The sequence below is a fragment of the Quadrisphaera granulorum genome (assembly GCF_003149145.1).
GTDB classification, from domain to species: Bacteria; Actinomycetota; Actinomycetes; order Actinomycetales; family Quadrisphaeraceae; genus Quadrisphaera; species Quadrisphaera granulorum.
The window spans coordinates 72,861-91,021 of record NZ_QGDQ01000014.1 but is presented as its reverse complement, the minus strand read 5'-3'; the positions used below and the strand labels follow the sequence as shown (position 1 = coordinate 91,021).

Annotated in this window: 14 protein-coding genes; all 14 read right to left on the bottom strand. The window is 73.1% G+C overall.

Going from position 1 to position 18,161, the window contains the following annotated elements; all coding sequences use genetic code 11:
* Positions 1-10 precede the first annotated feature (10 nt).
* The 14 genes from BXY45_RS12325 to BXY45_RS12260 all read right to left on the bottom strand — a co-directional run bounded on the left by BXY45_RS12325 (position 11) and on the right by BXY45_RS12260 (position 18,021).
* A complete protein-coding gene (locus tag BXY45_RS12325) occupies positions 11-2,719 on the bottom strand; it encodes a DEAD/DEAH box helicase (RefSeq protein WP_109774800.1) in 2,709 nt (902 codons plus the stop codon).
* Between the two features lie 32 nt (positions 2,720-2,751).
* Positions 2,752-3,516: a twin-arginine translocase subunit TatC gene (gene tatC / locus BXY45_RS12320; RefSeq protein WP_109774799.1), complete on the bottom strand. Its 765-nt coding sequence runs from the start codon at positions 3,514-3,516 to the stop codon at positions 2,752-2,754.
* Positions 3,517-3,618: 102 nt separating this feature from the next.
* On the bottom strand, positions 3,619-3,906 hold the full coding sequence (gene tatA / locus BXY45_RS12315; RefSeq protein WP_109774798.1) for a Sec-independent protein translocase subunit TatA: 288 nt from the start codon (positions 3,904-3,906) through the stop codon (positions 3,619-3,621).
* A gap of 103 nt (positions 3,907-4,009) precedes the next feature.
* On the bottom strand, positions 4,010-4,336 hold the full coding sequence (locus tag BXY45_RS12310) for a hypothetical protein (protein WP_109774797.1): 327 nt from the start codon (positions 4,334-4,336) through the stop codon (positions 4,010-4,012).
* A gap of 143 nt (positions 4,337-4,479) precedes the next feature.
* Positions 4,480-4,821 carry a hypothetical protein gene (locus tag BXY45_RS12305; RefSeq protein WP_109774796.1) on the bottom strand — a complete coding sequence of 114 codons (342 nt, stop codon included), beginning with the start codon at positions 4,819-4,821 and terminating at the stop codon, positions 4,480-4,482.
* Between the two features lie 85 nt (positions 4,822-4,906).
* Complete coding sequence (locus BXY45_RS12300) at positions 4,907-7,093, bottom strand: helix-turn-helix transcriptional regulator (protein ID WP_109774795.1); 2,187 nt, start codon at positions 7,091-7,093, stop codon at positions 4,907-4,909.
* 279 nt (positions 7,094-7,372) lie between these two features.
* Positions 7,373-8,209, bottom strand: a complete 837-nt coding sequence (locus tag BXY45_RS12295) for a sirohydrochlorin chelatase (protein ID WP_211319515.1) — start codon at positions 8,207-8,209, stop codon at positions 7,373-7,375.
* On the bottom strand, positions 8,209-9,432 hold the full coding sequence (locus BXY45_RS12290) for a uroporphyrinogen-III synthase (RefSeq protein ID WP_109774794.1): 1,224 nt from the start codon (positions 9,430-9,432) through the stop codon (positions 8,209-8,211). The genes BXY45_RS12295 and BXY45_RS12290 overlap by 1 nt, the downstream gene beginning before the upstream one ends.
* Before the next feature lie 47 nt (positions 9,433-9,479).
* Positions 9,480-10,766: a uroporphyrinogen-III C-methyltransferase gene (gene cobA / locus BXY45_RS12285; RefSeq protein ID WP_109774793.1), complete on the bottom strand. Its 1,287-nt coding sequence runs from the start codon at positions 10,764-10,766 to the stop codon at positions 9,480-9,482.
* A gap of 149 nt (positions 10,767-10,915) precedes the next feature.
* The gene (locus BXY45_RS12280; protein ID WP_109774792.1) at positions 10,916-11,266 is read right to left on the bottom strand and encodes a Rieske (2Fe-2S) protein; all 351 of its coding nucleotides are present in this window, start codon (positions 11,264-11,266) and stop codon (positions 10,916-10,918) included.
* The gene (nirB, locus tag BXY45_RS12275) at positions 11,263-13,890 is read right to left on the bottom strand and encodes a nitrite reductase large subunit NirB (protein WP_109774791.1); all 2,628 of its coding nucleotides are present in this window, start codon (positions 13,888-13,890) and stop codon (positions 11,263-11,265) included. The genes BXY45_RS12280 and nirB overlap by 4 nt, the downstream gene beginning before the upstream one ends.
* Positions 13,891-13,901: 11 nt before the next feature.
* Positions 13,902-14,249, bottom strand: a complete 348-nt coding sequence (locus tag BXY45_RS12270) for a molybdopterin oxidoreductase (RefSeq protein ID WP_109774790.1) — start codon at positions 14,247-14,249, stop codon at positions 13,902-13,904.
* Complete coding sequence (locus BXY45_RS12265) at positions 14,246-16,525, bottom strand: molybdopterin-dependent oxidoreductase (RefSeq protein ID WP_109774834.1); 2,280 nt, start codon at positions 16,523-16,525, stop codon at positions 14,246-14,248. The genes BXY45_RS12270 and BXY45_RS12265 overlap by 4 nt, the downstream gene beginning before the upstream one ends.
* An 80-nt stretch (positions 16,526-16,605) precedes the next feature.
* Positions 16,606-18,021, bottom strand: a complete 1,416-nt coding sequence (locus BXY45_RS12260) for an MFS transporter (protein ID WP_109774833.1) — start codon at positions 18,019-18,021, stop codon at positions 16,606-16,608.
* Between the last annotated feature and the right edge of the window lie 140 nt (positions 18,022-18,161).

Sequence of the window (18,161 nt, the reverse complement as noted above, 5' to 3'; positions counted from 1 at the left end):
AGAGGCCTGATCAGGCGGTGCGAGCGGCCGAGCCCGCCGAGTACGTGACCACGCCGCGGTCGACCAGGGCGATGGCCTGCCGTGCGGTGCGGGCCAGCGCGTCACCCTCGTCCGTACCGGCACGCGAGGCCACCACGACCACCTGGTCGAGCAGGTCCAGCAGCTGCCGCGCCCACCGCACGAAGTCTCCGGCGGCCAGGTCGACGGGACCGCGCGCCGCATCCAGGACGGCGTCCAGCGACGCCCCTCGGCACCAGCGGTGCACCGGCCAGACCAGCCCCAGGTCGGGCTCGCCGGTGGGGCGCAGGTGGTGGGACTCCTCGGCGTCGGACAGCTGCGACCACGCCCGCACGGTCGCCGTCAGCGCCGCGGAGACCGCGTGCCCGCCGGGGGTGTGGGCGGCCGGTGGGCCCTCCTCGCGACGGGCTTCGTAGACGATGGTCGAGAGGACGGTGGCGAGCCCGGCGGCGTCCAACGAAGCCCACGCCCCCGAGCGCAGGCACTCGGCCACGAGGAGGTCCTTCTCGGCGTACACGCGCCGCAGCACCTGCCCGGCGGCGCTCACGCGGAGCTCGTCGTCGTCGCCGGTCTCGGCCGAGCGGGCGCCCCGCTCGAGGTAGCCGAGCTCCACGAGGAGGTCGCACACCCTGTCGAAGGTCCGCGCGATGGTGCCGGTGCGCGACTCGATGCGCGCCAGGACGCCCTCGTGCTCCTTGCGCAGGCGCTCCCACCGTTCGGCCCAGCGCGCGTGGTCTTCACGGTCGGGACAACCGTGGCAGGGGTGCTGGCGCATCTGACGGCGCAGGCGGGCGACCTCGGCGGCCACCTGGTCGTCGCGGAGGGGACGTTGGCCATCGGCTGAGCCGGTCCGACCGCTGCCCACACCGCCCTTCTGGCGCGCCTCCGCGCCGCGCAGCGAGAGCTCCTCGACGGGGCCGCGCCGTCGTCGTCGTGCTCCCTCACCCTCCAGCTCGCCGATGCGGCGGCGCAGCGCGGCGTACTCGGAGAAGTCGCCCAGGTGGCAGGTCATGGCCTCGGCGTAGCCGGCCAGCCCCTCGGACTGGGTGCGCGCCTGGCGTGCCAGGCCGACGACGCCGCGGTCGGCCTGGAACTGTGCGAAGGACGTCTCCAGCACCTCGCGGGCCCGCGCCCGGCCCACCTGGGCCACGAGGTTGACGGCCATGTTGTACGTCGGCCGGAAGCTGGAGCGCAGCGGGTAGGTGCGGGTGGACGCCAGGCCGGCGACGCCCTCCGCGTCGAGCCCGGGCTGCCACAGCACCACCGCGTGGCCCTCCACGTCGATGCCGCGCCGGCCCGCGCGGCCGGTCAGCTGGGTGTACTCCCCGGGCGTGACGTCGACGTGGGACTCACCGTTGAACTTCACGAGCTTCTCGATGACGACGCACCGCGCGGGCATGTTGATGCCCAGCGCAAGCGTCTCGGTGGCGAAGACGGCTTTGACCAGCCCGCGGGCGAAGAGGTCTTCGACCACTTCCTTGAACGTCGGCAGCATGCCCGCGTGGTGGGCCGCGACGCCGCGGGAGAGGCCGTCGAGCCAGTCCCAGTAGCCGAGGACGGCGAGGTCGACGTCGGGCAGGGCCGCGCACCGCTCCTCCACGAGCGCGCGGATCTCGCGGCGCTCGGCGTCGGTGGTGAGGCGCACCCCGGCCGAGACGCACTGGCGGACGGCGGCGTCACAGCCGGCGCGGGAGAAGACGAAGATGATCGCCGGCAAGAGGTGGGCCTCCTCCAGCTCCGCCAGCACCTCCGCCCGCGAGGGCGCGTGGACACGGGCGCGCACCGCCGGGGACCGCTGCCCGCCGCGCGGGGGCCGCTTCCCCGGGTGGGTCCGGCCACCACGCCCGCCGGGGCCGCCGCCGCGGTGCACGTCCTCACGGGACATCCGGACGAGTTCCGGGTTGACCTCCAGCTGCGTGCTGGGCTCGGCCGGGGCCGTGCCGCGGCGGCTCGGCACCGGCCGGCCAGCGCTGCTGTGGCCGGCCTCCCGTTCGGTGAACAGGTCGACCACGCGGGTACCCACCATGACGTGCTGCCACAGCGGCACCGGGCGGTGCTCGGAGACGACGACGTCGACGGCGCCGCGCACCGTCGCCAGCCAGTCGCCGAACTCCTCGGCGTTGCTCACGGTGGCGCTGAGGGACGTGATGAGCACGTCGTCGGGCAGGTGGATGATCACCTCTTCCCACACGGCGCCGCGGGCGCGGTCGGCGAGATAGTGCACCTCGTCCATGACCACGTGCGCGAGCCCGTCCAGCGCCGGGGACCCCGCATAGAGCATGTTGCGGAGCACCTCGGTGGTCATGACGACGACGGGCGCGTCACCGTTGACCGAGGTGTCGCCCGTGAGCAGGCCGACCTGCTCGGACCCGAACCGCTCGGCGAGCTCGGCGTGCTTCTGGTTGCTCAGCGCCTTGATGGGCGTCGTGTAGAACGCCTTGCGTCCCGACGCCAGGGCCAGGTGGACGGCGAACTCGCCCACCACGGTCTTGCCGGCTCCTGTGGGCGCCGCGACCAGCACCCCACGGCCAGCTTCGAGGGCTTCGCAGGCGCGGAGCTGGAAGTCGTCGAGGTCGAAGCCGACGAGTTCGCGGAACTTCCCCAGCTCGCTGCTCTCGAGGCGCCGCTCGCGCTGGTTGCGTGCCTGGGCGGCGGCGAACCGCTCCGCCGGTGAGGACCCCGTGGACGACGGCAGTGCCATGCGTCGAGCCTAAGCGCCGACGGCGACAGTGGTCAGAGCGCGCTGGCCTCGTCGTCGGCGAGGTCGCCGTACTGGGGCTCGCGCTTGGCTCGTCGCTTGTCGTTGAGCAGGCAGATGCCGATGGCCACCGCGAACAGCAAGAGCATGGGTGTGGCAAGGGTGAACATCGCGACGACGTCCGGGGTGGGCGTGGCGATTGCCGCGAAGAGGAAGCACAGCACCGTCACCCACCGCCATGCCTTGAGCACCGCCTTGCCAGACAGCAGCCCCAGCAGGTTGAGGCCCACGAGAACGACCGGTAGGAGGAACGCGCACCCGAAGACGAGCACCGTGCGCATCACGAAGCCGAGGTAGTCCTCCGCGGCGATGATGTTGGCGCCGTCCGAGGGTGTGAAAGACGTGAAGAAGCTGACGACGTTGGGGATGAAGAGGCTGGAGAGCCAGACCCCCGCGAGGAAGAGCGGCACGGCAGCGCTCATGAAGCCGAGCGCGTACCGGCGCTCCTTCTTCGTGAGCCCGGGGGTGACGAACGCCCAGAGCTGATAGATCCACACCGGGCTGGAGACGATGAACCCGATCCAGACCGACAGCTTCAGCTTGAGGTCGAAGGGAGTGCCGACGCCCTGAAAGTTGATAGCGATGTCGAGTCCGCGGGCCTTGGCCGCCTCGATCGGGGCGGTCAGGTAGTCCAGCACCGGGTCGTAGAGGAACCAGCCGGCCACGGACCCGAGCAGCACAGCGATCCCGGCGATGGTGACCCGCTTGCGCAGCTCGAGAAGATGCTCGCGAAGGGGCATACGCCCCTCCGGGTTGTCGCGCCGGCGGCCCCGGGGCGGAGTGTCGGTAGCCACGCTCACCCAGTCTTCGAGGAGATCGGTGCCGGCGTTACCGGCGGCTTGTCAGGCGCTGCGACGGTGCTGGTCGTAGTCGTCGCTGGTGGCGCGGTGCGGCTCGTCGACGACACGGCCCTCCAGCGGGCGCGACGGAGCACCGTCGGCGGAGGAGGAGGCGCGGCGCTCTTCATCGGCGCGGTCGTCTTCCTTCATGCCCTTGACCTCGGACTTGAAGATGCGCATGGAGCGCCCCACGCTGCGGGCAGCATCGGGAAGACGCTTGGCCCCGAAGAGCAGGACAACCAGCAGCACGACGACGAGCAACAGGACGGGGTTCTCGAAAACGCGGCCCATGAGGTCCACCTCCGGTGTGGGATCGGCTCACTCTAACCCCGGCCGGTGACACCCCGAGCGACTCGCGGCTGCGAGTCAGCTCAACGGGTGCTCACCTGCGTGCTCAGCTAGCTGCCCGGCGCAGCCGCAGCTGCTCGCGACGGGCCTCGCGCTGGGCGGCCACGCGCTTGGCCCGCAGCCGGCGCCGCTTCGCCTGGTCCCGGCGGCGCTGGGCCTGCAGGACGTAGGGATCGTCCATGACGGAGTGGGCCGGCTTCTGGGCCGGGAGGTGCTCGACCTGGGCCATGAGCTCCCCCGCGCGGGCTGATGCCTCGCCCAGGGCTGCGAACACCGCGAAGCCCTTCTTCACCACGCCCCAGGCGAGGATCCCGAGCACGACGACGCCGACGAGGCCGAGCCCCAGGTACACCGCGACCCACCACCAGCCCATCGGTTCAGGCTAGTGGTGGGTCGCTGGTGCGCTGCTCTGGGGCGAACTGTCCTGGGGCGAAGTGTCCCGGGGCGAGCTGCCGTCCGCCGTGGCGGGCCGGGAGCTGCCCGCCGCCGGTGGGCGGCTCGGTCGCTCAGGGTGGCTCAGGCGGCGTGGTGGCGCTGGACGGCGGCCAGGGCCGCGGCCACCACGTCGGTGGTCTCCAGCGAGAGGCTGAAGTCCAGCACGTCGTCCCAGCCGATGGCCGGTCCGGCGTGCTCTTCCAGCGCCTCGGCCGGCACGGACCACCGCTCGGCGGGCACGCCGCCCGTGGTGAGCAGGCGAACCACGTCCTCGGTGGCGTGCTTGCGCACCTCGTCGGTGCACTCCGGGCAGTCGAATGCGTAGAAGCTCCACGCCGGGACGGTGCAGACCACGAGGCGCACCTGCGGCGGGGTCAGCTCGACATCGCCACAGGTCGGGCAGGAGGCCTTGATCGTCGTCATGGGGCGGGTCCTTCCGGTCGGTGCGCGCCCCGGCTCCTCGGGGCTTACACAACGCATCGACCCCGGCGGGGACCGCCTTGACCGCTCAGACCGCGGGATGCTCCGGTGCAGCGCCCGCCGAATGGGGGATGCCCCCCTCTGCCGCAGCCCCCTCATCACGCCCCTGAGCTGCGGAAACGTGCTCTTGGAGGCCATGAGAAGAAAGTGCAGCTTTCGCGACGCGGAGGAGCCCCTCGGCGACCTCCGGAGGGTCGACGACGACGGCGGCACCGCCCAGCGGCAGCAGCAACCGGCGCAGCCAGCGGTCGTCAGGGGTGCGCAGGACGACGCGCAGCCCGTCGTCGTCGAGCTCTTCGGAGGAGTCCAGCGGCACGTGCTCGGCCACCCAGCGCGCGGCGCCGGTCAGCTCGAGGGTGACCACGAGGTCGTCGTCGCCGGGGGTGAACAGTTGCTCGTCGACGTCGCGGGCGACGGCGTCCGGCGGCGGGGTGCCGTCGGCGTCGAGGACGGCGGCGCTGACCACCCTGTCGACGCGGAACAGGCGGACCCCGCTCGCGCGGTGGCACCACCCTTCGAGGTACCAGCGGCCGTCGACGGTGAGCAGGCGCATCGGGTCGACGTCGCGCTCGGTGGTCTCGTCGCGGCTGGGCACGAGGTAGTGCAGGCGCAGGCGGCGCCGTCCGGCGGGGTGGCGCAGGGCTTCGCGCAGCGTGGCGAGGACCTCGGCGGCGGCGTCCTCACCGGTCGGCTGCACGCTGCGGTCGACGTCGCGGGCCAGGTCCACCGCGAGCGCCCGGGAGGCGGTGGCGGCCTCGCCGGCGGCTTCCGTGAGCTTGGCGAGGGCTCCGGTGAGGGCTTCGCGGTCTTCTTCGCCGGAGAAGCCGGGGACGTCGAGGAGGGTGCGCAGGCCCGTGATGAGGGCGAGTGCCTCGTCGATGCCGAGGCGCAGGGGGCGGGCGATGGCGTCGGCGTTGCCGATGTGGATGCGTCCGCCCTCCCACTCGGCCTCGATGAGGTCGTCGGGGAGGTGGCCGGGGGTGCCGCAGACGAAGAGGAGCTCGAGGTCCTTGACGAGCTGGTCGGTGGTGATGCCGAACCTGTCGGCGACCTCTTGGGCGGGGGCTCCTTGGTGCTCGAGCACCCAGGGGACCATGGCGAGCAGGCGGGAGAGCCGGTCGGCGGCGGTCGGCTGCACGGGCGGGCGTCCGCTGGAGCGACGCCCTGCGCCGCCGGCGGCGCTGGAGGGCGCGCGGGGCACGTCGGTCCGGTGTCCGGCGCGGAGGTCGTGCTCGGCGTGAGCCGCGATCACGCCACGTAGGCGCCGGACGACGGCGTCGCGGACGTCGTCGGGGTCGAGGACGACGGCGTGCGGCGCGGCGGCGGCCGCGGTGGCGGCGAGCTCCCCGGGGTCGGTGAAGGCGACCTCGGCGATCACGTCGCGGTCGGCGTCGGCGGCGGGCACGCCTGCGCGCAGGCGCAGCTGCCCCGCGGCGCCCGCGGCGAGGCGGAGGTGGGCGGTGCGCACGGTGCTGTCGGTGCCGCCGATGGCGGTGGCGATCATGGCGCGGCCGTCGACGTCGTCGGGAACGTCGTAGGCGCCCGCGGGGCCGGTGCGGCGCACGGTGCCCTCGATGCGGGAGAGCCGGAAGACGCGGGGGGCTTCACGGTCGAGGTCGTGGCCGACGAGGTACCAGTGGCCGTGCCAGGAGGTGACCTGCCAGGGCTGCACGCTGCGGCGGACGGGCTCGGTGGCGCCGGGGCGGCGGTAGGTGAAGGTCACGCGCTGGCGGTCACGGGCGGCGGCGTACAGCGGCTGGAACGCCGGTTCGGCGGTGCGGACGCGGGGTTCGATGCCGGCCAGGGACTGCTCGTCGACGTCGACGCCGAGGGCGCGCAGCTTGGTGAGGGCGCGAGCTGCCGGGCCGGCGAGGCTGGCCTGCGCCCATACGCGGGCGGCCAGGGACAGCACGGCCAGCTCTGCGGGGGTGAAGGCCACCTCGGGCAGGGCGTAGGCGTCCCTGTCGACCTTGTAGCCCTGCTCGTCGTCGAACCACGCCGAGGCGGATCCGGTGACGAGCGGGACGCCGAGCTCGCGCAGCTCCTCCTTGTCGCGCTCGAACATCCTGTCGAACGCCTCGGTGCTGGCGCAGTCTTCGTACTGCGGCACCGCGCGGCGGATCTGCTCCTTGGTGAGCCAGGTGCGGGTGGACAGCAGCGCGATGACGAGGTTCAGGAGGCGCTCGGTCCGTCGGTCTCCCGAGCCTGCTGCCACGGCGGGGAGGCTACCCCGCAGCCGCTTCCCGTATTGGAGGCCAGGTTCACCCGGGCGCCGCCATCGGGGGCGCTTCCGGTCGGCCGCACCCCGGGTGGAGCGACATCTAGCGATGTATAGGGCTGTGTAGCGATTCGCTATACGGCCCTATACATCGCGCCAGCCTCATCGCCGAGGGGCTGATTTACGCCCTCGAACACGGGATGGTGGCGTTCACCGTGCCGGGTATGGCCGAGTTCATCGGGCGGCAGCCCGTCAGCTGAGCTGGGCGGCAGCCCGTCAGCTGACGAGCGCGCTGCTCTCCTCGCGAGCCTGCTCAGCGGCCAGCTCGAGGGCTTCGTCGTAGCGGCGCAGCGCGAGCGCGGCGATGCGGGGGTCGATGTCGCCGTCGGCGCACAGGGTCTGCGCGACGACGTCGGCCAGGGCCTGACCGTCAGCAGTCCCAGCATCTGTCCCAGCAGCAGGGGCGAGCAGTGCGTCGAGGCGCTGGGAGAACACTCCGGGCGCCAGCAGGTAGGGCACCACCGCGACCCGGCGCCCCGGGTGGGCGGCCCGCAGGGCGGCGCACGCCTGCGGCACTGTCGGTTCCTGAGCGCTGGCGTACCCGGCGACGACGGGCCCACCGCCGAGCGCCGTGCGCCGGGCGGTCAGGGCCGCGAGCGCGTGCTCGACGTCGGCGACCGCCTGCGGGGCGAGGGAGCCAGCGGCGGCGAGGACGACGGCGTCGTCGTCGTGGGCCCCTGCCGCGGTGAGGCGGTGGCAGAGCACGTCGACGAGGGCGGGGTCAGGTCCGAGCGCGGCCGCGGCGACGGCGCTGCCGCCGGCCTTGCGGGCGGCCCGGACGGCGCCGTTGACGTCGGAGCGCACGTGGTAGCCGGTGGAGAGGAGCAAGGGGACGACGACGCACGCCCGCCCGGCTGCGGCCAGCTTGAGGACGACGTCCTCCAGGGCCGGCTTCTGGACGTCGACGTGGGCGGCGACCACCTCCAGGCCCGGCCGGGCGGCGGCCACGGCCAACCGCAGCTGGGCGATGGTGCGTCGGCCGGTGGCCGAGCGGGTGCCGTGCGAGACGGCCACCAGCACCGGGGGCACGCTCTGGTCCATCAGCTGGTCCACTACGCCACCTCCAGTGCGTAGCCGCGCTTCACGACCGTCCGCACCATCGCGCCGCCCTCGGGTGAGCGCGGCAGCGCGGACCGCAGCCGCGCCACCACCACCTCCACGGCGTGCCCGTCGGTGGCGGCCGGCAGCTCGGAGAGCAGCTCAGCGCGGGAGACGACGCGGCCGGGTTCGGCAGCGAGCCGCGCGAGCAAGGCCAGCGGGCCGGGCGCCAGGTCGAGCACGCGCCCGTCCAGGACGGCTGCCCGGGCGCGCAGCACCAGCTCACCAGCGGGGGTGGCCACCCGGGCTCGCGGGCGCTCCGCGAGGTGGGCGGACAGGCAGCGCATGAGCGCCCCGAGGCGCCACCGGTCGGGCACGAGCGGATCGATGCCGTGGGCGCGCAGCGGAGCGGCGGTCACGTCACCGACGGCGCAGCAGACCACCGCGGCACCGCCACCGATCAGGCTGCCCCCCATCGCCGCGAGCACCTCGGTGAGGCGCCCGCGACGCTCGGCGGCCTCCAGGAGGGCGACGGCCCCGGGCGCGGAGGTGAACGTCACGGCGTCGAGGCTGCGGGCGGCCAACGCGTCGACGAGCCTGTCGACGGCGACGAGGTCTTCCGGCGGCTCCCACCGGTACACCGCGACGGTGCGCAGGTCGGCGCCTGCCGCGCGCAGGGGTTCGAGCTCCTCCAGGCCGGCGGCGCCGTGAAGCTGCACGAGCACCGACCTGCCGGCCACGCCCTGCGCGATGAGGTGCTCGACGGCCTCGGCCGTCTGCTCGCTGGCGGCCGTCCACGCTTCGCTCAGCCCGACGGCGCGCACGGCCCCGCGGGCCTTCGGGCCGCGCGCGAGCACCTCGGTGTCCGCGAGCGCCGCGATGAGGGCCTCGTCGAGGCCGTGGGCCTCCGCGGCGGAGATCCACCCGCGGAGCCCGATGGCGGTAGTGACGATCAGCACGTCGGGTGGGTTGGCGATGGCGGCCCGGGTGTCGGCCACGAGCGCGGCGTCCTCGGTGATGGGGACGATGCGCATGGTGGGCGCGTGCACCACGTCGGCGCCGCGGCGCGTGAACGTGGCGATGAGCTCATCGGAGCGGCGATGGCTGGTGATGCCGATGGTGGCACCGAGCAGCTGGGTGGGGTCGAGCTCGGTACACGACCCCGCGCCCCCCTGCCCTGTGTCCTGACCGGGAGCGCTGCGGGTGCTGCTGCTGGTGCTGGTCATCGACTGGGTCATCGGCCCCATCGTCGCAGCCGCGGGGCCACAGTGGGGTCCCTGAGAGGTCACTGGGAGGGCGCGCTCGCCCGAGAACCCGCGGAGGCTCCCGCGCGCTGGTCGACGTCGCTGTGGGCCATCGCGGCCACCGCCCCGAAGACCAGCACCGCCGGAGACTTCACGCCGCGGCGCACGGCGACAGCGGCGGCGTCGGCGAGGGTCGCCGTCGTCGTCCTCTGCTGCGGGGTGCATCCCCGCTCGATCACGGCGATCGGCAGCTGCGGGTCGGCCCCCTGCGCGACGAGTCCGGACGCCAGCTCACCGAGCCGGGAGACGCCCATGAGCACCACGAGGGTGCCGCCGCGGCGGGTCTGGGCGGCGAGGTCGAGCAGCTCGTCGTCCCCGAGGACGTCGTGGCCGGTCATGACCGTCACCGAGCGCGAGACACCGCGGTGGGTGACCGGGATACCCGCGGCGGCGGGAACGGCGAGCGCGCTGGTGATGCCGGGAATGACGTCGCAGGTGACGCCCGCGGCGCGGCACGCGGCCAGCTCCTCACCACCGCGGCCGAAGACGTACCCGTCGCCGCCCTTGAGGCGCACCACCCGCAGGCCGCGCAGCGCCCTGTCGATGAGGACCCTCTCGATCTCGCGCTGCGGGACCGGGTGGTGGTCGGGCGACTTGCCGACGTCGACCACCTCGACGTCGGCGTCCAGCTCCGCCAGCAGGCCGCGGGGAGCGAGCCTGTCGACGACGACGACGTCGGCCTCCGCGAGCGCCCGCCGTCCGGCGAGGGTGATGAGGTCGGCATCGCCGGGGCCGCCGCCGACGAGGGTGACCCGCCCGATGCCCGGGCGGGCTCCCTCGGCGCCGGTGGGACGGCGGTGACGGCGCAACGGGAGCGCGCCGGAGCTCAAGCCGAGCCGGACGCCATCGCGGACGGCGACGGCGCGGCGCGGGTCGCCACCGGCGGTGACGGAGACCACAACGTCGTCGTGGCGGACCACGGCGGGGGTCCAGGCGCGCGAGCGGGTCGCGTCGTCCGCTCGGACGCACCAGATCTTGCGCGAGGTGGCCTCGGCGGACACGGCGTCATCGGTGCGCCGGACACCGGTGGCGGTCTGGACGAGCCAGGCGCCGTCGAGGTCGGTGGAGCAGAACCGCCCCCGACGCCAGGTGATCTCACCGGCGGCGTCGAGGTCGGCCAGCTCCGCGCACGCCTCCGGGGCGACGACGAGGACGTCAGCGCCGGCCTCGAGGAGGCCACGCGCCCTGCGGGCCGCCACAGGGCCGCCGCCGACCACGACGACGCGGCGACCCTCCAGGTCCAGGTGCAGCGGATAGCTCGGGCTCATGGTCGTAGCGTCCCCCGGATGTATGACACGGGTGTTGCGTCAGGTTGCGGTCAGTTGCGACCGGCCTCTCACCGTGACGAGGATCTTGTGAGGTCCTGCGCGATGGTAGCCATCGCCGGCAGAGGTCGGTCAATGTCGCTCGGCGACGGTCAGGCGGGGGTCACGACGACGCTCCCGTCGGGTGCGACCTCCACGCCGTGCACACGCACCGGGTCCTGCCCGGAGGTCGACTCCCCCGTGCGCAGGTCCCAGGTGTTGAGGTGCAGCGGGCAGATGACCACGCAGGAGTCGATCTGACCGTCGGCCAGCGGCCCCCCGGAGTGCGGGCACACCGCGTCGACGGCGGAGACGTGCCCGTCGCGGTGGTGGAACACCGCGACCTGCTGCATCCCCGTCCCGTCGGAGGTGGGGACGGCGTAGGCGCGCCCCTCCCCCGGGGGGATCTCGGCGAGCGCAGCGACCCGCACGCCCGCCGCGCTCGCCGTCGTCGTCGTCGTCACTGCTGGGCTCCAGCCATGAGGGCCTCCTCGTTCGGCGAAACGATCTCCACCGGGTTCGGGGTCGGGAGGAGGTCGCGCGGGGTGCCACCGGGAGCGCCCACGGGGCGCTTGGGCACCAGTGGCAGCGGGATGAGCGGCAGCGCCGGTGCGGAGAAGCGACCGGGGGCGTCGGGGGCCTCGCGCTCCTTCCACGGGTCGCGGTAGGCGGCGCAGGCGGCGTCGATCTCGTCGTCGAGCTGGGCGCACATGCCGTCGGAGTCCTCGACGAGCACGAGGCGGATCCGCTCGATGGACAGGCGCGGCACGAAGTCGTACGTGCGCTCCAGCCAGTTGCCCCAGGTCCGGTAGAACTGGATGAACCGGCCCGTGAGCTGGATGACGGCCTCGGGTGAGTCGACGGTGGCGAGCAGGTCGGCCTTGCGCACCGAAGCGCCCGCGGCCCCGCCGACGTAGACCTCCCACTTGCCGTTGCCGATGGCGACGACGCCGATGTCCTTGACGTACGCCTCGGCGCAGTTGCGGGGGCAGCCGACCACGCCGAGCTTGAGCTTGGCGGGGGTCTCCAGGCCCTGGAACTTCTCCTCCATGGCGATGCCGAGGGCGGTGGAGTCACCCAGGCCGAACCGGCAGTAGTCGGTGCCGACGCAGGTCTTCACCGTGCGCATCGACTTGCCGTAGGCGTACCCGGACGGCATGTCGAGGTCGGCCCAGACCTTGGGCAGGTCCTCCTTCTTGACGCCCAGCATGTCGATGCGCTGGCCGCCGGTGACCTTGAGCATGCCGACGCCGTACTTCTCGGCGACGTCGGCGATCTTGCGCAGCTGCTCGGGGGTGGTGACGCCGCCCTTCATCTGCGGGACCACGCTGAAGGTGCCGTCGCGCTGGATGTTGGCGTGGACGCGGTCGTTGATGAAGCGCGCGTCGCGCTCGTCGACGAACTCCGTCGGCCACAGGGTCCGCAGCAGCGAGGTGAGGCCCATCTTCGACTTCGCGTCCTCGGCGCCGCCGGGCGCGAGCGCCGCGAAGACGGCCGAGACCGAGGTGAGGTGCTGCTCGCGGATGGCGGCGACCAGCTCGTCCTTGCGCAGTGGGACGCCGGGCACGTACCAGTGGACCGACGCATCCTCCGTGAGCGTGCCACCGCCGGCGGCGATGGCGTGCTCGACGACCGCGCTGACGACCTCCTTGCAGGAGCCGCAGCCCTTGCCGGCGCGGGTGGCGTCCATGACGCCCTTGACGCTGGTGCACCCCGATGCCACGGCGCCGCAGATGTCGCCCTTGGTGACGCCGTTGCAGTTGCAGACCTGCGCGTCGTCCGCCAGGTCCTCCACCGAGGCTTCGCCGCCGCCGCTGCCGAGGTCGAAGAGCAGCTCGACGCGCTGCTCCGGCAGCGGCAGCCCCCGGTCGAAGGCCTGCTGCAACGCGGCGGACTTGCGGGTGTCGCCGAGCAGCGTCGCGCCGACCAGGCGGCCGTCGCGCACCACCACGGACTGGTAGAGCCCGCGGCGGACGTCGGAGAAGACGACGTGCTCGTCGTCGGGGTGCTCCGGGCCGGACTGGCCGATGGCGGCGACGTCGACGCCGGCCACCTTGAGCTTCGTCGATGTCTTCGAGCCGTGGTAGGCGGCGTCCGGGTCGGAACCGGTCAGGACGTCGGCGAGCACGGTCGCCTGCTCCCACAGGGGCGCGACGAGGCCGTACGTCTCCCCGCGGTGCTGGGCGCACTCGCCGAGGGCGTACACCTGCCCGCCTCCACCGTCGCTGACCGGCTGGTCGACGCAGCGCATCTGGTCGTCGACGACGATGCCGCGCTCCACCACGAGCCCGGCGCGCACGCCGACGTCGGTGTTGGGGCGGATGCCGGCGGTGACCACCACCATGTCGGCGTCGAAGACGCGCCCGTCCTTGAGGACCACGCCCGAGACGCGGCCGTCGTCGGTGCGTGCTGTCACGCCCGTCGTGCGGGCGCCCGTGACCACGGAGATGCCGCAGTCCTCGATGGAGCGGCGCAGCACGGCGCCGGCCTCGGCATCGAGCTGCTGGTTCATGAGGTGCGCCGGGGAGTGGATGACGGTGACGTCGAGGCCGTGGTTCTGCAGGCCCTTGGCTGCCTCGAGCCCCAGGAGCCCGCCGCCGATGACGACGGCGCGCCGGTGATGGCCGCTCCTGGCCTCCTCGAGCATCGCGCGGGTCTCGTCCAGGCTCCGGAACCCCGAGACGCCCGGCAGCAGCGAGCCGTCCTCGCGGCGCAGCCCGTCCATCGGCGGGAAGTGCGGGGAGGACCCGGTGGCGATGACGAGGACGTCGTAGCCGGTGCGCTCGCCGGTCGCGTCGATCACCTCGCGAGCCGGCAGGTCGACGTCGACGATGCGGACCCCCGAGCGCAGGTCGATGCCGTTCTCGGCGTACCAGCCGATCTCGTTGAGGTAGATCGACTCCTCGCCGTCCTCGCCCGCCAGGACGTGCGACAACATGATCCGGTTGTAGTTGCCGTACGGCTCGTCACCGAAGACGGTGATCTCGAAGGTCTCGGACGCGCCGCGCTCCAGCAGCTCCTCGAGGAGCCGCGCGCCGGCCATACCGTTGCCGACCAGCACGAGGTGGCGCTTCTTCTTCATGTGCATGGGATCTCTCCTCAGACCTCGACGAGGCCCAGGTCGACGACGACGGTGGCGACCAGGCCGGTCGGCGCGGCCAGATGCAGCTCGAGCACCTCACCTGGCTCGACGTCCTCCACCACGCGCAGCGGGACGTGCACGTCGCCCTTGGCGCCGATGGGGAACCAGCGCATGGGCACCCCGTCACGGACGAGGACGACGATGACCAGCTCGTCGCTGGCGTTGCCCCCGCGGAAGTACAGGACCTGCGCGCGGTTGCCCTCGGGCACGGTGTACGTGAGGGAGTCGTCGAGCAGCACGAGCTTGTCGAGGCCCTGGCCAGTGACGGGGAAGACCCCCTGCAGGAAGCGGAAGGTCGAGCTCATCGCGATTCTCCAGTCGTCGGGCGGTTCGGTTCTCTGGTCAGGTCGACGGCATCCGGGTCGGCGCCGTCGGGGTCGTGGCGTTCCAGCCGCACAGCGCACGCCTTGAACTCGGGCATCCGGCTCACCGGGTCCAGACGGGTGTCGGTGAGCGCATTGGCCACCGACATGCCTCCCCAGTGGAACGGGACGAACACGGTTCCGGCCACCACGTCGCGGGTGACGCGGGCGCGGAACAGGGCGCTGCCGCGGCGGGTGGTGAGCCGCACGAGGTCGCCGTCGGACACGCCGTGGCGGCGGGCCAGGTCGGGGTGCACCTCGGCGCGGGCATCGGGGTCGGTCATGACGAGCTGGCGCACGCGCCGCGTCTGCGTGCCCGACTGGTACTGCGCCATCGTCCGCCCGGTCGTGAGCACGTAGGGGTACTCCTCGCTGGCGCCGCGGCTGGTGCGCTCGGCACGCGGCGTGTACTTCACCACCGCGCACTGGGCCCTCCCGTCGTGGGTGGGGAAGGACTCGGCGAACAGCCGCGGGGTGCCCGGGTGCTGCTCGCCCCCTCCAGCGCCGCCGTCCTGCTGGGGGCAGGGCCAGAACACGCCCTGCTCCGCCTCGAGCCGGTCGTACGTGATGCCGGAGTAGTCGGCTCGGCCACCCGCGCTGGCGCGGCGCAGCTCGGTGAAGACCGCCTCCGGCTCGGTGGGGAACGCGGTGTCGGCGTCGAGCCCTTCGGGCAGGTCGAGGCGGTGGGCGAGGGCGTTGAGCAGCTCCAGGTCGTCACGGACGCCATCGGGGGGCGTCAGCGCGCGACGGCGCAGGATGACGCGCCCCTCGACGTTGGTCATGGTGCCGGCCTCCTCCGCCCACTGAGCGGTGGGCAGGACCACGTCGGCCAGGCTCGCGGTCTCGGAGAGGAAGAAGTCGACGACGACGAGGTGGTCCAGCGCCGCGAGGCGGCGGCGCACGCGCTCGGCGTCCGGGGCGGAGACCACGGGGTTGGAAGCCAGCAGCAGGAGGGTCCGCACACCGGGCTCGGTGCCCGACTCGCCACCGCCGAGGGCGTCGAGCATCTCGTAGGCGGAGCGCCCCGGGCCGGGCAGCACATCCGGGTCCACGCCCCAGACCCCGGCGACGTGGGCGCGGGCGGCGGGGTCGGTGATGGAGCGGTAGCCGGGTAGCTGGTCGGCCTTGAGGCCGTGCTCGCGCCCGCCCTGGCCGTTGCCCTGCCCGGTAACGGTGCCGAACCCGGAGCGCGGACGGCCGGGCAGTCCAAGGGCGAGGGCGAGGTTGGCCTGGGCGAGCACGGTGTCGGTGCCGTTGGCGTGCTGCTCGGCGCCGCGACCGGACAGCATGATCGCGCCGCCGCCCCCGCGAGCCGGGGAGGCGGCCGCCAGCAGCTTCACGGCACGGCGCAGGTCGCCCTCGGGGACGCCCGTGGTGCGCTCGACGCGCTCGGGCCACCACTGGGCGGCAGCTGTCGCCGCGGCGTCGAAGCCGGTGGTGCGGGCGTCGATGTAGGGGCGGTCGACGAGCCCTTCGCGAACAGCCAGGTGGAGCATGCCGAGCAGCAGCGGCAGGTCGGTGCCGGGCACCGGAGCCAGGTGCACCCCCTGCGCGGCGGCGGCCGCGGCGGTGGGGGTGCGGCGCGGGTCGATCACCACGAGCGAGGCGCCGCGGGAGCGGGCGGCGTCGAAGTGCTGCATCGCCGGGGGCATCGTGGCGGCCGGGTTGCCGCCGCTGATCATGATGGCGTCGGCCTCGGCCAGATCGGTCAGCGGGAACGGCAGCCCCCTGTCGACACCGAAGACGCGGTTCATCGCAGCGGCGGCGCTGCTCATGCAGAACCTGCCGTTGTAGTCGATAGCGCTGGTGCGCAGCGCGACCCGGGCGAACTTGCCCAGGGCGTAGGCCTTCTCGTTGGTGAGACCCCCGCCACCGAAGACGCCGACGGCGTCACGACCGTGACGGGCCTGGGTGGCGGTGATGGCGGCCAGCACGCGGTCCAGGGCTTCGTCCCAGGTCGCGGGGACCAGCGGGGAGGTCCGGTCGCCGGGGACGGCGCGCACGAGGGGCGTGAGCAGGCGCTCGGGGTGGTCGAGCAGCTCGTGCGCCGTCCACCCCTTGGAGCACAGGCCACCGCGGTTGGTGGGGAAGTCGGGGTCGGGCTCGAGGGTGGCGGGTCGGCCGCCGGCGGTGAGGAGGATCCCGCACTGCAGCGAGCAGTAGGGGCAGTGCGTCTTGGTCGTCGTGCGCTGCGGAGCGTCATTCGCCTGGCTCGCCAGGGCGCCCCCCGCCCGGGCCGGGGAGTGGTCCCCGGCTCGGACGGCGGGCGTCCCGAGGTCGACCGTGGTGCTGGGCAAGCTCAGATCCGCTCGCTCAGGCCGAGGGCGCCCTTGCGGGCGTAGACCGCCCAGGTCACGCCGATGCAGAGGACGTAGAAGGCCACGAAGCTCCACAGGGCCGGCTGCAGGGAGCCGAACTGCGCGGTCGAGGTGGCGAAGCCGCGGTTCACGAGGAAGCCGCCGTAGGCGCCGATGCCAGCCGAGATGCCGATGCACGCCGAGGCGATGCGCTTGGCCCGGACGAGCCCGTCGACGTCGTCCATCGCCGTCTTGCCGCGGAAGATCGCGGGGATCATGCGGTAGGTGGAGCCGTTGCCGATGCCGCTGGCGATGAAGAGCACCATGAATGCCGCGAAGAACATCGGCAGGCTCTTGGCCTGCAGTGCCACCACGGCACCGACGGCGCCGAGGGCGAGCACGGCGTAGGCCGCGATGCTCACGCGGGCTCCGCCCATGCGGTCGGCGAGCTTGCCGCCCCACGGCCGGGCCAGGGAGCCGATGAGCGCCCCGAGGAAGGCGATGCCGAGGTTGACGTCGGGGAACTGTGTCTTGAGCAGCAGCGGGAACGCTGCGGCGTAGCCGATGAAGGAGCCGAAGGTGCCGATGTAGAGGAGCGAGACGATCCACGTGTGCTTGGTGCGCGCGGCGAGCTTCCAGGCCTCCGTGTCGGACTTGGCCTGCGAGAGGTTGTCCATGTAGCGCCAGGCGCCCAGGGCCGCGATGAGGACCAGCGGGATCAGGATGTACGCCGGGCGTGCAGTGCTCGCGGCGACGCCTGCGACCACGAGGAACGGCGTGACGAACTGGATGACGGCCACGCCGATGTTGCCGCCGGCCGCGTTGAGGCCCAGGGCGGCGCCCTTCTCCTTCTCCGGGAAGAAGAAGGAGATGTTGCTCATCGAGGAGGCGAAGTTGCCGCCGCCGAAGCCGGCGGTGGCGGCGATGAGGAGCATCAGCCCGAAGGAGATGCCGGGGGTGTTGGCGACGTAGACCAGCCCCAGGCAGGGGATGATCAGCAGCAGTGCGGAGATGATGGTCCAGTTGCGCCCGCCGAACTTCGCCACGGCGAACGAGTACGGGAAGCGCATCGTGGCGCCCACCAGCACGGGAACGGAGACGAGCCAGAGCGCCTGGTCAGTCGTGATCGGGTAGCCGGCGGCGATGAGCACCGGGGTGGCGATCGACCAGAGCTGCCAGACGGTGAAGCCGAGGAACTCGGCGGCGATGGACCACCAGAGGTTGCGGCGGGCGACGGCGCGGCCGCCGCCTTCCCACTGCGCCTCGTCCTGGGGGTTCCAGACGTCGACCCAACGGCCGGGGCGGGGCGCGTCCATCGTCCCGACGGCTGCGTCGGGGGTGGTGACCACTTCGAGGCGGTCGGGCGCTGCGGCCTTGGGGGGTGTGTGTCGCGTGCCCTGCGACGTGTCTGAAGACATGTGGAGGAACGTAAAGACGCCGTGTTGCATGTCGGTGCCGCTGTGTGACAGCTCCGGCACACTTCCCTCACGCGGCAGACAGACCGTTGTGAGAGCGGCGGTGGGGACTGCGGTGGGGACTGTGGTGGGAGCCGCGGAGA